Annotated in this window: 11 protein-coding genes and 1 pseudogene; 6 read left to right on the top strand and 6 right to left on the bottom strand. The window is 53.2% G+C overall.

Features of this window, described 5'->3' with window-relative positions; all coding sequences use genetic code 11:
• Positions 1 to 18: 18 nt before the first annotated feature.
• The 5 genes and pseudogenes from RCF31_RS21210 to RCF31_RS21190 form a co-directional block, all read right to left on the bottom strand.
• A pseudogene (locus RCF31_RS21210) lies at positions 19 to 528 on the bottom strand (Fic family protein); the annotation flags it as partial.
• Positions 529 to 626: 98 nt separating this feature from the next.
• Positions 627 to 1,358 carry a hypothetical protein gene (locus RCF31_RS21205; protein ID WP_416413744.1) on the bottom strand — a complete coding sequence of 244 codons (732 nt, stop codon included), beginning with the start codon at positions 1,356 to 1,358 and terminating at the stop codon, positions 627 to 629.
• Between the two features lie 699 nt (positions 1,359 to 2,057).
• Complete coding sequence (locus tag RCF31_RS21200) at positions 2,058 to 3,518, bottom strand: MFS transporter (protein ID WP_299450046.1); 1,461 nt, start codon at positions 3,516 to 3,518, stop codon at positions 2,058 to 2,060.
• 96 nt (positions 3,519 to 3,614) lie between these two features.
• Positions 3,615 to 4,307, bottom strand: coding sequence for an RraA family protein (locus RCF31_RS21195; RefSeq protein WP_416413743.1), 693 nt, complete (start codon positions 4,305 to 4,307; stop codon positions 3,615 to 3,617).
• Between the two features lie 3 nt (positions 4,308 to 4,310).
• Complete coding sequence (locus RCF31_RS21190) at positions 4,311 to 5,288, bottom strand: hydroxyacid dehydrogenase (protein WP_416413742.1); 978 nt, start codon at positions 5,286 to 5,288, stop codon at positions 4,311 to 4,313.
• A 492-nt stretch (positions 5,289 to 5,780) separates the two neighbouring features.
• Between RCF31_RS21190 and RCF31_RS21185 the strand changes: the two genes are divergently transcribed.
• The 6 genes from RCF31_RS21185 to RCF31_RS21160 are packed head-to-tail and all read left to right on the top strand — an operon-like array spanning position 5,781 to position 10,913.
• A complete protein-coding gene (locus RCF31_RS21185; protein WP_416413741.1) occupies positions 5,781 to 6,179 on the top strand; it encodes a DoxX family protein in 399 nt (132 codons plus the stop codon).
• Between the two features lie 49 nt (positions 6,180 to 6,228).
• Positions 6,229 to 6,705, top strand: coding sequence for a GlcG/HbpS family heme-binding protein (locus tag RCF31_RS21180; RefSeq protein ID WP_299450035.1), 477 nt, complete (start codon positions 6,229 to 6,231; stop codon positions 6,703 to 6,705).
• 15 nt (positions 6,706 to 6,720) lie between these two features.
• Positions 6,721 to 7,377 carry a sugar dehydrogenase complex small subunit gene (locus tag RCF31_RS21175; protein ID WP_416413740.1) on the top strand — a complete coding sequence of 219 codons (657 nt, stop codon included), beginning with the start codon at positions 6,721 to 6,723 and terminating at the stop codon, positions 7,375 to 7,377.
• Positions 7,378 to 7,402: 25 nt separating this feature from the next.
• Positions 7,403 to 8,995 carry a GMC family oxidoreductase gene (locus tag RCF31_RS21170; protein ID WP_416413739.1) on the top strand — a complete coding sequence of 531 codons (1,593 nt, stop codon included), beginning with the start codon at positions 7,403 to 7,405 and terminating at the stop codon, positions 8,993 to 8,995.
• A gap of 3 nt (positions 8,996 to 8,998) precedes the next feature.
• Positions 8,999 to 10,399 (top strand): c-type cytochrome, encoded by a 1,401-nt coding sequence (locus tag RCF31_RS21165; protein ID WP_416413738.1) that lies wholly within the window; start codon positions 8,999 to 9,001, stop codon positions 10,397 to 10,399.
• 46 nt (positions 10,400 to 10,445) lie between these two features.
• Positions 10,446 to 10,913 carry a GlcG/HbpS family heme-binding protein gene (locus tag RCF31_RS21160; RefSeq protein WP_084880987.1) on the top strand — a complete coding sequence of 156 codons (468 nt, stop codon included), beginning with the start codon at positions 10,446 to 10,448 and terminating at the stop codon, positions 10,911 to 10,913.
• A gap of 88 nt (positions 10,914 to 11,001) precedes the next feature.
• Here RCF31_RS21160 and RCF31_RS21155 read toward each other — a convergent pair whose 3' ends face one another.
• On the bottom strand, positions 11,002 to 13,830 hold the full coding sequence (locus tag RCF31_RS21155; protein ID WP_416413737.1) for an RHS repeat protein: 2,829 nt from the start codon (positions 13,828 to 13,830) through the stop codon (positions 11,002 to 11,004).
• Between the last annotated feature and the right edge of the window lie 183 nt (positions 13,831 to 14,013).

The following is a 14,013-nucleotide window of genomic DNA, read 5'->3' as shown; positions in this document are numbered from 1 at the left end:
GGCGTTGTTGTTTCTGCATTAATGTTTGATGTGATAGCGAGTGCTGCGGCCACCGCCCGGAAGTTTCTCCAGGTAGCCCTTCTCCAGTAACTCGTTCAAATGGCGTGTTGCCGTGGATTTGCTCACTTTTGCCGCTTTTTGATACTGACCTGTGCTAATGCCATCCACGAAGCCCTGCTCACCGCCATCCAGCAAGCGATTAAGCACCTTCGTTTGTTCCATGCTGAGCGCGGTTCCCTGATGATTCAGCCAGAAGCGGGCTTTTTGCTGGATACGAGTTACCACGACCAGGGCTTGTTCAAGACTGTCGTTGAGCACCTCCAGGAACCATGCCAGCCAGGCTGTCACATCCATCTCCCCGCGTTGTGTCTCCTGCAAAATGCGGTAGTAATCAGACCGGCGAGCCAGAATAGATGCCGACATGGCATATAATCGAATACTTTGACTGTCAGCCTGCGCCAGAGCCAGGTCGGTCAATGCGCGCGTGATGCGCCCATTACCATCGTCGAAGGGATGTAACGTCACGAACATTTTACGGTGTTTGAGCTGAATGGAACGTTTATTCGGCCCGGAATTCGAGCCGATAAGGATGGTTATTCGGCTCACATAATGAGTCGAATAGTAGATCATATTCGGTTCATTGACCAGCCGGGTCGGGGATAATGGCTACTTGCATAGGCATTCATGCGTTGATTTTGCCCTTGTTGCATAGCCTGCTCGTAGGTGGGAGGGGCTTCACCAGGGGTTCTTCCACTGTGATGACCCATTAAATAATGATCGTCAGCGGCAGGGGCAGAGGGCAGCACACGATTAACAACCTGATTATTTTGCGGAAGACGAGGGGCATGAAGCTGATAATGCCCATGGATCGAGAAATAATTAAAAACTTTTCTGTCATCAATAAATTCGTATAAATAAGCTAATGCAGTAATAAGTTTACCATCAGGAGCAGTAACAGAGGATGGGTCGGGATGACGTAATCCCAGGGTCAAAAAATCCGCCATTTTAATTAGACACTGAAGTTTATTAATATCATCAGATATTTTTGACTGTGTTTTAGTAAAGAAAGTCAGGTTCTCACCCTGAGACTTTGCTTTTTCTATATTGGCAATAACTTCCTCTTCTGCCACGGGAATCTTTTTTGACAACTTTTTAATATGCGAGAAATCACCACGAATACGACTTTTTGATGAATTTGATAATAATTTATTATAACTTACGCCAGTGTTCATAACCTTTGTTAGATTTTTACAGAAGTCCTTAATTGTTTGATTTGTTTTATATCTCGATGATGTCTCATCAAAAAATACGCTATCCAGATGTGCTGTCAGATGGGAATAGGGAGTTTGTATTCGCATGATAACGAACCTCTCGGTAGATGAATGTTTGATTGGTCACTGACTGAGGTGTTGAACGAGCGGTAACTCTTCAACTTCAAGCAGTGTAAACACACTCATCTGCGCTTCAGTAATGAATTTTCCCTGATTTTCGCAGTATGTTAATCCGGGTGTTTCAGATGCTTAATTACCGGGAAAGGCATTGTAATTATTGCGATTTGATATGCTTTTTGCTGCCGTGCCAGGTGAATGGGGCTACTCATTACTGGCGATTTTAGCCTGAAATTTTCACGTTTAATTGAATTTAAAATGAGAGATGATGCGATTTTTTATCTGAACACCATGCGATAAATTGGGTAATGGCAGGCGTTTTTTTGCCACGCTTTGTCGCGATGCAATTTATCGCGCGGGGGTGAACCGCGCACGATAAATTACGCCACTACACCAATCAATGGGTAAACAACGAGAAAGTACCTGCATAGTAATTCACCATCCAGCCGACATACACCAGCCAGACCAATAACACGCCTGCCAAAGTCACTTTAGTGCTCATCTTCGTATCCTCTTGTTATGTGGGTGTGAAGACCCTGTGAGGAATAAGCTGACAGGAGATGCGCTGAATGTTTTTGCGCTGGATCAAAAAAGGGAATGCAAGCATCCCCTTGATGTTTTAATTGCGATCAAATCAGGCAATTTGCGCAATTTTTGCCAAACCTGACATCAGGAGGCAATCTCCTCCAGACGACGATTCAGGGTGCGCGGACCAAAAATGCCGATGGTGAATACCACAATCGCCATCGCGGTGGAGATCACCATAAACACGGAACCCACCCCCATCTCGTGCAGCACCCAGGCGATGGTAAAGCCCGATAGCATGCCGCTGATGCGGCTTACTGAGTAGACCATGCCAATCGCTTTGGCACGGAAACGAGTCGGGAACAATTCCGCCTGATAGGCGCGATACGAGAAAGTCATACAGGTGCTGGCCAGCGACAGCAACAGACCGAGGGTGACCAGCATCACTGGCTGCGATTGCCAGGAAAACACCGTGCCCACCAGCGCTATCGCCAGCGCGGATCCACTCACCAGCCATTTACGTTCGATACGGTCAGCAAAGGTCATGGCCAGTAGCGGTCCCAGCGGACTGGCAAACGCAATCAGGAACGAATACAGCAGGCTATGGGTGAAGGTGACACCTTTCGCTGCCAGCAGGGTCGGGATCCAACTGGCAAAGCCGTAGTAGCCAATTGACTGAAAGAAGTTGAACACCAGCAGCATGATGGTGCGGCGACGGTAGGGGGGACGCCACATCTCATTTTTCACTGCGGGGACATTCTCCACTGGTTTCAGTGCTTCGATGTTAACGGGAGGTAATACCGCGCCGGTCGATTTGGCGACCTTTGCTTCGAGGCGGCGTACGATATCTTCAGCTTCTTTGTAGCGACCTTGCTCTACCAGCCAGCGCGGGCTTTCCGGCAGTCCCATACGGATTAACCAGACAATCACCGCGCCAATGCAACCAAATAACACCACCCAGCGCCAGCCGGTCAGCCCAAATGGAGCCAGTGGCACCAGTTGCCATGACAAAAAGGCGATAGTCGGAATCGAGGTGTATTGAATCGCCTGCACAAACGCGTATGAACGGCCACGCAGACGTGCCGGAATGAATTCTGATACGTAAGCATCAATGGTAACCAGCTCAGCCCCGACACCAATCCCCGAGATAATTCGCCAGAACACAATGGCATACGGATGATGCTGGAAGGCCATAATGCCGCTGGCGATGGCATACACCAGCAAGGCGATGATGAAGACTTTGCGGCGTCCCATCCGGTCCGCAAGATTGGCAATCAATAACGTACCGAGAAAAACGCCGAGGAACATGGCTGCCACAAATGCCCCAAGGCTGCTGGGATCAAAGAAGCTATGGCTGCCGTGGGTGAATATTCCCTCACGTACCATGCCTGGCCCGATATAGGCGGTGAGAAACACATCATAAACTTCGAACCAGCCGCCAAGGGCCAGCGCAAAGATAATGAGCCATAATGGGCGGGCGGCCGGTAATCGTTCCAGTCGCGCGGAAAGCTGCGCACCAAAGGCTTTACCTTCTTCTGGTGTGAAATTGTCACGCCAGGTAATCGGTGGCGGTAACGACTCGCTCAGTGAAATTTTCTTAAGCACGGTAGGGTACTCCACTGTTTTTATAATGATGAACGCGCAGGTGTTCTGGACAGCCTGTAGCGGCGCGATAAATTGCGCCGCTACGGTTCTGATACGTTATAACGGACAACCTTTGGCACGCAGAATCGCGTTAAACCGCTCCGGATCGTTGGTTCCGGCGAGATTGCTGGCACGGATTTTCTCTTCACGCTGTGCATGTTGTTGTACGCGCGGCAGCAGTACGCTCAGCTCGTCATGCGGAATGGCGATCACGCCATCAGCGTCGGCGACGATCAGGTCACCAGGGGAAATCACCAGACCGGCACAGTGCACCGTGGTGTTCACTTCTCCCGGGCCGTCTTTGGAGGGGCCGCGCAGCGTGTTACCCCGCGCCCAGACCGCCACGCCACCTTCGGCCCATTCGTTAAGATCGCGTACTGCGCCGTCAATGACGAAACCCGCAATCTTCTTCGCTATTGCTGAAGTGCGCATCAGGCCGCCAATCAGCGCCTGGGTCAGGTCACCTGAACCATCCACCACGATCACGTCGCCCGGTTGTGCCAGTTCGATCGCTTTATGGATCATCAGGTTGTCGCCGGGGCGAACTTTCACCGTCAATGCCGGACCACACAGTACCAGCTGCGGATCGTTGTGATAGGCCGTCAGCCCTAATGCGCCGACGCTACGGCCCATTGAGTCACCAATATTGGGCACCGGCAGCTGGCGGAAGGCTGCAAGCAGAGCATTATCAATTTGTGGGCCACGTTCGCCAATAAAATAGCCAATCGGCCAGTCACTTCGCATCGTCATAAGTTAACTCCGGTTAAGCACCTGCGGATTAACGCAAGCAGGAAGGTGAATGTGTTGGTTATCAAGCCAGTCCAGACACTGGCGAGCCGCGCTTTGCGCCACAGCGTCCAGCGCCTGTGGAGTGGAGCCGCCAATATGCGGGGTGATGATCAGATTCGGCAGGGCGCGGAAGGGATGATCGGCGGCCAGCGGCTCCTGGGCCACGGTGTCCAGCGCCGCCGCGCGCAGCTGCCCATTTTGCAGCGCCGTTGCCAGTGCTTCCTCATCCACCAGCTCGCCGCGTGCGGTGTTAATCAGGATGGAACCTTGCGGCAGAAGTGCGAGCGAGTTCACATTGATCATCTGGCGGGTTTTCGGCGTCACCGGGCAATGCAGGCTCAGCACATCAGCCAGCGGCAGTAAATCGTCCAGTGATGCACAGCGCTGTGCGCCTGCAAAATCGGCATCGGCAGCAATGGCCGGATCGAAAAATACCACCTGCATGCCGATGGCGTGTGCAACACGCGCTACGCGGCGGCCGATTTCACCGAAGCCTACCAGGCCGAGCGTTTTCCCCTGCAACTCTTCGCCGTCACCGCTGCGCGTCCAGCGACCGGCAGCCACTTCATGCTGGAAGAATGGCAGACGGCGCGCGCAGTTCAGCATCAGCGCCAGCGTCAGTTCCGCGACCGATTGCGCGTTAGTCGCCGGGGTTGTCAGTACCGGGATTCCCTGCTGGGTCGCGGCTTCAACATCGATATTGGTTACGCCAACACCGTGTTTGCAGATGATTTTTAACGTCGGACAGGCTGCTATCGCTTTGGCACTTAACTCAACCGTACGTGAAATCACCGCGTCATAAGGCACGCTGCTCATCCGACGTTCCACTTCCGCCGCATCGTTGGCGTTGTCCAGATAATCCACGACGCAATGGGCGTCAGCGAGTAAGTTGCGGCCTCCCTGGCCGAGGCTCGTGGTCGTCACGAGAAAGCGATAAGTCATGATGGTTCTCCGATAGGGTTTAGCGTCATCCTGGCATCGGAGACTGATAAAAAATATTCTGTGTTAGTTATGAATTCATTCCTGTCGGGAATTTATCGGTATTTTTAGCGGGAGAAATGTGGGCAAAATCACGGCAAACTGCGCGCCATACTGCGTTAACAACTTGTTCACTTTCTGATGACATCAATACCTGCATATTGGCTAACGCTTTTTGTTAAATAATCGGGCCGTGAGGCTTCAGAAATCAGCATTGTGTGACAGCGCATCATCAGGTTTTGACGCGAGCCTATAGTGTGATCGACTTCAAACTCTGCTCTCAACCGCCTGTTACAAAAGAAACAATTGCTTACTTCTTCCGGTACAAAATTGTGCCATTCGCGCGCCCGCGCAAAAAAACAGCCCGTTTGTGTCAGCACGAAATGGTAAAAGTTAGTAAAGATTTAAAATGTACTGTCTGGTTCATTAACAACTACATATCAGAATGGTTACATTATGAATCAGTCCAAAGATCTGCTTGCCGTCCTCGGTCGGGTGATGGCCGTCGGCCTGTTTTTTACCTCCGGCGTCGACAAAATTTCCCACTACAGCGACAACCTGCAACTGATGGCCAGTAACAACGTGCCAGGCTTTTTCCTGCCACTGGTAATCCTGCTGGAAGTCGGCGGTGGACTGGCGATTGCCCTTGGTTTCCTCACCCGTTTCACAGCGATTTTTATGGCGGTTTTCTCCGTGGTTGCGGGTTTCCTGTTCTACCAGGGCTACAGCCATGCACACCTGATGGTGTGGCTGAAAAACATCTCCTGTGCCGCCGGTTTCCTGCTGCTGTGCCTGCATGGTGGCGGCAAATGGAGCCTCGACCATCTGTTGCAACGCCGCTTCGTCCGTAGCTGACCGGGCAAAATACTTAACATCCCTTAACCCATTATTTCAGGATCCCATCATGAAATTGATTCCGACAGCGCTGCTGTGCAGCGGACTGATCTGTGCCACTGCGCAGGCTGCCCAACCGGTTAACCAGGTTTCCATACTCACGCATCAGCAGGCACAGTCGCTGGTGGCAAAAGCTGAGCAAATCATCCGTAGCCATCAGATTGGTGGCGTGGTCGCAGTGGTTGATCCCTTTGGTCAGTTGATTAGCTTTGACCGTCTTGATGGTGCGACGCTGGCGAACAGCGAGCTGGCACCGAAAAAAGCCCATTCCGCAGCGGCGTTCGGCGTACCGACTGCCAGCTTCCAGCAGAAGATCGCGGCAGGGAATATCGGGATGCTGGGTAACCCGGCGGTGGTGCCGTTGCCTGGCGGCGAGCCGGTGAAACTCAATGGTGTGGTAGTGGGGGCGATTGGCGTCAGTACGCCGGATGGCAATGTTGATGCCGAAGCTGCGAAAGGGGCGCTGTCGGCCCTGAATGCTGGCTAGCGTGAGAAGCTGAAAATGGAAAGAAGACGCTTTTTACAACTGATGATGGCGACACCGGTTATTGTCGCTATTCCGATGCAGCCTTTGCTGGCGGCTCCGGCGGACAGTGGTGCCGCCTTGCTGCTGCGTGCCAGTGAGTTGCTCACCGGGCGACGCGGGCTGGATATCGGTATCACCGAACGCCTGTGGACCTTACTGTGCCAGCAGGACAGCACATTCCCCGTCCAGCTCGCCAGCCTGATGACGCGGCTGAATGCGCTGCACAGCGAAGATCGTGAACAGATTGTCGCTCAGCTGAGCGATGACGAGGTTAAAACCGCGCTGACCATTATTTCACCGTGGTATCTCGGCTACACCGGTCATCCTTCTACCACCAAAGCGGTGGATGACGCGCATTTTGTCACCTTTCTGTCCGCACTGATGTACGAACCCACGCGCGATCACACCATCCGCCCTACCTACGCGCGTGCCGGTGGTGATTACTGGGCCGAAGTGCCACCGGGTGTTAATCCGCCCGCGATGCCGGCAGAAATCCGCGCCTGGGGCGATCGCTCGCCCGTTGCTGCCAGCACCATCAAAGAACCGGATGCCCCGTGGCTGTTAATGATTCAGGGAAAAGCCAAAACCCTCGTGGAAGCCGAGGCGTTGCTGGCGCAGCACAACAACACATAACAAGAAACGTGAGCAGGAAAACAAAATGAGCGAATTTGATGCTGATGTGGTGATCATCGGCTCCGGCGCACTCGGCGCCAATGCGGCTTACCAGCTGGCTAAAGCGGGTAAGTCGGTGATTATGCTGGAAGCCGGACCCTATATCCCACGCTGGAAAGTGGTGGAAAACTACCGCAACGGTGCCAGTAAACGTAACTGGTGCGCACCGTACCCGAATCTGCCCTGGGCACCCAACTCCTACACCGAAGGCTATATCGATGCCAAAGGGGATGAGGATTTTGAGTATGTCACCAGCTACCTGCGCGTGGCCGGGGGCAGTACCCGCCACTGGGCATCCGCCTGCTGGCGTCTGTTACCCAATGATTTCAAACTAAAAAGCGTCTATGGCGTGGGGCGCGACTGGCCGTTTGAATATGGCGAGCTGGAACCCTGGTATGTCAAAGCCGAACGTGAAATTGGCGTAGTGGGCACCGGTGAAGAGGATCAGAGCGGCCAGGGGCGTGGTCATTATCCCCCGCGATCTGCCGAGTATCCGCTGCCGCCGGAAGCGAAACCTTATATGGTGCAGCGCATGCAGGCCAAACTCGGCCCGATGGGCTATCAGGTGGTGCATGAACCTCATGCACGCGTCTCTCGTCCTTACGATGGCCGCCCGGCCTGTGCCGGAAATAACAACTGCGAGCCGATCTGCCCGATTGGTGCGATGTACTCCGGTGATATGCATGTTGATAAGGCAGTAGCGCTGGGTGTGAAGCTGCTAACCGAATGTGTTGCCTGGAAGCTGGAGAAGGGCGCGGGCAATAAAATTGTCGCACTGACCTATCGCAAGCCCGATGGTAAAGACACCCGTCTCACCGCGAAGGTGTTTGTGGTGGCGGCACACGGGCTGGAAACGCCGAAGTTGCTGCTGATGAATGACATCGCCAACAGTTCCGATCAGGTGGGCCGTAATCTGATGGACCACACCGGGCTGAGCCTGACTTTCCTGGCTGATGAACCGCTGTGGACCGGTCGTGGTTCGGTCCAGCATGGCACTATCGCCAATCGTCGCGATGAGGCCAGCCGTGCACAGCATTCCGCCATTCGTTATTCGCTGCGTAACCTGGTACCCAACGTTGATGTGACGGTGCCGTTACTCAAGCAAGGCATGATGGGCCAGGCGCTGGATGATGCCATCCGCGATCGTGCTTCGCGCATTATGAATATCAGTACCATGAGCGAAACCCTGCCCAGCCCGACCAACCGCGTGGTGCCGAATTACGACCGTAAAGATTCCATCGGCCTGCCGATGCTCAAGGTGAATTATCATCTCGACAGTTACGTGCGTGGCATGCGCCCGCAGGCATACAAGGACTTTGCCAACTTTTTGCAGGCGTTTAACGGCGAAGTGATTGAGGCTCCCACTGGCTGGCGTAACCAGTACCACATCATGGGCACCACCATTATGGGCGATAACCGCCAGGACTCGGTGGTCGATGCCCATTGTCGCAGCTGGGATCACCCGAATCTGTTCCTCGCCACCACTGGCGTAATGCCCACTTCGGCAACCGTTAACCCGACGCTGACCGGTATCGCTCTGGCGATCCGTATGGCCGATACCATTGCCAGGGAGATCTGACCGATGCGCTTAAATAGTTTATTTCGCATCGCCAGCGCCAGCCTGTTGCTGCTGAGCGGCGTAAGTCTGGCGCAGGACGCCTCGCCAGATCTGGTAAAACGCGGTGAATATCTGGCAACCGCCGGTGACTGCTCCGCCTGCCATCGCAATCCACAAAGCGGCCAGCCTTTTTCCGGTGGTTATGCCATCCAGTCGCCGATGGGTATGATTTACGGTTCGAATATCACGCCATCCAAAAGTGCCGGTATTGGTAACTACAGCCTCGCCGATTTCACTGCGGTGATGCGTGAGGGTAAAGCGCCGGGTAATCATTATCTCTATCCGGCAATGCCTTATACCGCGTTTGCTGGCATGTCAGACGAGGATATCCACGCGCTGTATTCTTACCTGATGCTGGGGGTTCCTGCGGATGATCATCCGGCGCCGGAAACCCATCTGCCATTCCCGTTCTCTTTCCGCCCGGTGATGGCGATGTGGAACCTGATGTTCCTCGATAAAAGCGCCGTGCCGGGTAGCGATGCGGCAGCAGGCAGTGCTGAACGCGGTGAATATCTGGTGCGCACTTTGGCACACTGCTCCACCTGCCATACGCCGCGTAACGGCATGATGGCGGAACAGGGTGATCGTTTCCTCTCCGGCGGAAAAGTGGGTAGCTGGAGTGCGCCGAACATCACGCCGGATGCTAAAGCCGGGATTGGTGACTGGAGCGTAACCGAAATCGAAACCTACCTGCGCACCGGCGCGCTGCATGGTAAAGCGATTGCAGCCGGAGAGATGGGTACGGCGGTCCAGAATTCGTTCTCAAAAATGGATGACAGTGATCTGCAAGCCATTGCGCGCTATCTGAAGCAGGTGCCCGCCATTGGCGGTGGCGATCGCAAAGCGCCAGCCGTTGCCCCTGCCAGTACGCCGCTGTCGGCAATTGAAACCGGCATGAAAGATGACATCAATGATTATGTCTCAGCGGATGCCATGAGCGGTGCGCAGCTTTATAACGGAGTCTGTGCCACCTGCCACGCCAGCGATGGTCGGGGTACGCACGATGCGCAGCACTTTTACCCGTCGCTGGTGGGATCTTCGGCGGTGCTGGCTGCTGACCCGGCCAATCTGATCATGACTATCGCCGAAGGGGTGGATCGCAATACTGCCGCCGGGCACGCCTTTATGCCGGAATTCCGTACTCAGTTTAGTCAGGAACAGCTGGCGAAAGTGGCGAATTATGTCTCCACCAGCTTTGGCAATCCACAGCACGCGATCACCAGCGCCGATGTCAGCCAGACATTGCAGGGTGAGAGCGGCAGTTGGCTGATTCGTTACGCCCAACCTCTAACTATCGCTGGCGCTGTTGTCGCGGTGATGGTACTGCTGTGGTTAATTTATCTTCTGCGCCGTCGGCGCGGGTAATCCACGGGAGCCGCGATCTGGCTCCCTTATTATGGAGTGATTGAAAATGAAAAAGATCCTGTCTCTGGCGCTGCTGAGTGCCGCTCTGTTCGGTGCGGCGGGCGCACAGGCCGTTACCACGCAAACCATTCTGACAGAGAGTGACGCGCAGAAGCTGATTGCCGCAGCGCAGGAAAAAGCCCATGCGTTGAATGCCAATGTCTGTATCGCGGTACTGGATCAGTCAGGTGAGTTACTGGCGTTCCAGCGTATGGACAATGCCCCGGTCGGCTGTATTGATTCATCGATTCTGAAGGGGCGTGCTGCGGCGTTGTACCGCACGCCAACCGACAAATATATGGATCGCGCCAATGGCAAAGAACCCGCTATCGCCACGTTGCCGGGCGTTATCCCGCTGGGCGGCGGTTCCCCGGTGGTGTGGAAGGGCAATACGCTGGGTGCGGTGGGGGTCAGTGGCTCAGCCAACCCGAATGAAATCGCCATCGCCAAAGCGGCGAGTGACAGTTTTAAATAATCAGGTTTATGAATTGGCGCGGTGTTGTTTGCCGCGCCAATACGGCAGAACTATTTCTCGCGCGTTTCAAACTATGTTGCCTGTGAAATTAATCTGAAATTTTTATTCCCCCGAATTTTTTCACAATGGAGGCTGATCTGACATTAATTGCTTCGGTCGTAATGCTCCTGACTTTATATTGTTTCATTAATATGCCCAGGCTACGCAGTGACAAGTAGGAGCCAACACCTTTAACCTGAAATTCAGGATCTATTATCTCACCCGCAGCCGCTGGAACCTGTGTTTTCGGGTTAGCAAGCGCAAAGTTAACAATGATATCTGTTTTATTGCCTTCTTTATGGTAGGTATAGGTTTGAGCCTCAACCAGGCCATAAATTTTTCTTCCTTCAAATACGTCTTTGTCTTTTTTTCGCATCAATGCAAAGTATTTTTTGCCTGTTGTAAAATCCGGACTCAGGCGGGTTCCTGATAAGAACCTGTTTTCCATGATGTTCTTTTCATCATCCACTAATCCGGCAGTGGATTTTATCATATAGCTAGCGATCTCCACGCCAAGACCAATATTGGTTTTTTGTGCATCGCTTAATTCGTTGCGATTTTTCTGTATATCTTTATATTGTTTATGAAATTTCGTGACGTTGTCCACGAGCTCATCAGAACCAAATAGAAAACCCTCCGCATCCTGGTCATTTAATTCAACAACTTTAAACTCTTTCGATGACACATAGTTTTTTTTCTCTTCATCATAAACACTTATCCTGCTTTTTCTCCGCGCTAATTTTGATGCGATGATTGTTTTAATTCCAACATTTATCTTATATTTTCCGGTTTCAGCTGGTGCTGTTGATTCCAGCCCGTCATTGTCCAGCAACGTTAGCGGATTATCTCTGACCATCCTGAAAAGATTAAGTCCATCAACGGCACCCGACGGGTCGGCACTCAGCCAGCGTCCCGCCCAGGGTTGATAATAGCGATGGCCGTAGTAGTACAGTCCGGTCGCATCCTGTTCTCTGCCCGAGTACCTTACTGTCCTGTAATCTGCTTCTACCCGGTTTCGTGCTGTCAGGACAGCCGTACCACCGTAAGGATAATACTCCTCGCGACTGATGATATTGCCGTCGCCGTCTGCTTCCAGACAGATGCTGCCGATGAGATTGCCATAGCTGTAACGAAATTGATCATTACTGATGGCCATCGGCTGTCCGCTCTCCCAGTGCAGTACCTGTACCCGCGCACGACCCGCTTCTCCCAATTTGATGACCTGAAGATTCTCTTTTTCCTTGTTGCCATTCCTTGTAGTGTGCAGATCCAGGAATGGCAGATACAACACCCGTTGTACCTGCATGCTATCGCCTGCTTTCTGTATGCTCACCTTCTGGGTACGTTGGCGATTCGCATCGTAGCGGTAACTCTCGCTGTCACCTGCTGCGCCATCACGAACCACGGGTGTTGCTTTCTGCAGTTCACCACGGGGTGTCCAGATCAATGTTTGTCCCGGCTGTAGTTGCATCTGCAGCCCGCCTGCCGTGAAGAAGCTATCAACGTCCGCCGGATTTTTTGTCAATGAGCTGAGTACGCCACGGTTGCTGCGGTTGCTGATGGTGATAGTGAGGGTATATCGATTATTGGTAGCAGGTGAGGCATGCTGTATCTGTGTCAGGTTGCCCGCTTTATCGTAGGTATAAATGCGATTGTAAGTCGTATAAACAGAATAATCTGTCGTAAATGGAGCGCTGGTCGAAAGTAACTGACTGCTCTGCTGACCGGCATTCGCCATCTCACGTCCGGTGGCCTTTACCAGTTGGTACAGTGTGTCGTAGGTATACGTATTCTCTGGTACTGCCCTCTGGTTGCGCCAGAACTGTGTTTCTTCCGCCTCGTCCGTAACCTGTGTCACGTTTCCGACCGGATCATAAGTCCAGTTCAGATCCTGAAGCAGCTTCGCACCGGCGGGATGACCTTGCAGGCGCGCCGTCTTCATCTCAGTCAGGCGTTGTGTCTGCGGTTCCCAGGAGTATGTTGTCACCACCCCATTGCCGTGTTCCTCACGCTGTATTAGTCCCGCTGCGGTGTAGGCCATGGATTTGCTAATAATCTGCTCGATGCCGCTTTTTAATGTTAGCCAACTGCCCGACATCCGACCTGCTATGTCATACGCCAGGCGCTGACGGTTGCCCGCCGCATCGGTGGTGGTCAGCACGTTGCCAGTGGCTGCTACTGTGGTGAGGGTAAAATATGTCTCTGCCGCTAGCTGTTCGTTCCAGACCGTGACATCCTCTCCCTGCCAGTCGGCGATCTTGTCTGGGTTATCAGCATTCTTTAGTTGCTGGTACGCTATCGATAGTCTGGCTCCGCCCAATGCCATACTCTCCGTCCGCTCCAGCCCGGACGGTGTGTAGTGTCTAATGCACTGCCCGGCCAGGTTCAGACCCTTCTCCACGTCAGTATTGCCAGCATACAGTAAGCGTTCGGTCACCTGAGTCGTTCCTGTCGACAGTCTCTCCGCCACACTGAGCAGTCGTCCCGGAAGGGTGCTGCCCTCATAGGTAAAAATACGTGTGACCGACTCTTTCAGGTCTGCCTGCCCGTTCCCATCGGTGTTGATGTATTCCACCAGCATCAATGGTCTTCCGGCTGCATCATTCAGGGTTACGCCAGTACCGGAATCGACGCTTTGTGTGCGCAGTACGTTGCCTGTCAGGCTCCGCTGCCACACGATGTTCGCCATAGCAATCTCATGCAGACGCGGGTCAGCGCTCTGCACGAGGCCCCGTGTATTGTGAAGGTGGCGGGTGACATATACCGCAGTATGGTCTGGTGTGTCGGGATGGCGATAATACTCAACGCAACATATCGTGCGCCCACGCCCGTCAATGACCTGGAGTGAGGGGGTGTTGCTGAACAGTGATGAACCCATGTTAACCTCTTGCTGTTGCCCTTCACGCACCTTGCATGGTTTTCTTCATTTCAAGTTTGGGATAGAAAACGAAAAAGGAGAGGGATGTTAATTTTTCTAATATTGGACTGCATAGGGGATCCTGACATGGAGCAAACAGATTCTGCACTTCTCCTGTTTGAATACATGAATATTTAACTCATC

The sequence above is a fragment of the Pantoea sp. App145 genome, from assembly GCF_047947045.1.
Lineage (GTDB): Bacteria > Pseudomonadota > Gammaproteobacteria > Enterobacterales > Enterobacteriaceae > Pantoea.
This window is presented reverse-complemented; position numbering and strand designations above follow the sequence as displayed.

Bases quoted from the DNA above. Each gene is read 5' to 3' on its own strand.
- RCF31_RS21185 (WP_416413741.1), top strand. From the start codon at position 5,781: ATGAATCAGTCCAAAGATCTGCTTGCCGTCCTCGGTCGGGTGATGGCC.
- RCF31_RS21175 (WP_416413740.1), top strand. From the start codon at position 6,721: ATGGAAAGAAGACGCTTTTTACAACTGATGATGGCGACACCGGTTATT.
- RCF31_RS21170 (WP_416413739.1), top strand. From the start codon at position 7,403: ATGAGCGAATTTGATGCTGATGTGGTGATCATCGGCTCCGGCGCACTC.
- RCF31_RS21205 (WP_416413744.1), bottom strand. From the start codon at position 1,358: ATGCGAATACAAACTCCCTATTCCCATCTGACAGCACATCTGGATAGC.
- RCF31_RS21160 (WP_084880987.1), top strand. From the start codon at position 10,446: ATGAAAAAGATCCTGTCTCTGGCGCTGCTGAGTGCCGCTCTGTTCGGT.
- RCF31_RS21190 (WP_416413742.1), bottom strand. From the start codon at position 5,288: ATGACTTATCGCTTTCTCGTGACGACCACGAGCCTCGGCCAGGGAGGC.
- RCF31_RS21180 (WP_299450035.1), top strand. From the start codon at position 6,229: ATGAAATTGATTCCGACAGCGCTGCTGTGCAGCGGACTGATCTGTGCC.
- RCF31_RS21165 (WP_416413738.1), top strand. From the start codon at position 8,999: ATGCGCTTAAATAGTTTATTTCGCATCGCCAGCGCCAGCCTGTTGCTG.
- RCF31_RS21155 (WP_416413737.1), bottom strand. From the start codon at position 13,830: ATGGGTTCATCACTGTTCAGCAACACCCCCTCACTCCAGGTCATTGAC.
- RCF31_RS21195 (WP_416413743.1), bottom strand. From the start codon at position 4,307: ATGACGATGCGAAGTGACTGGCCGATTGGCTATTTTATTGGCGAACGT.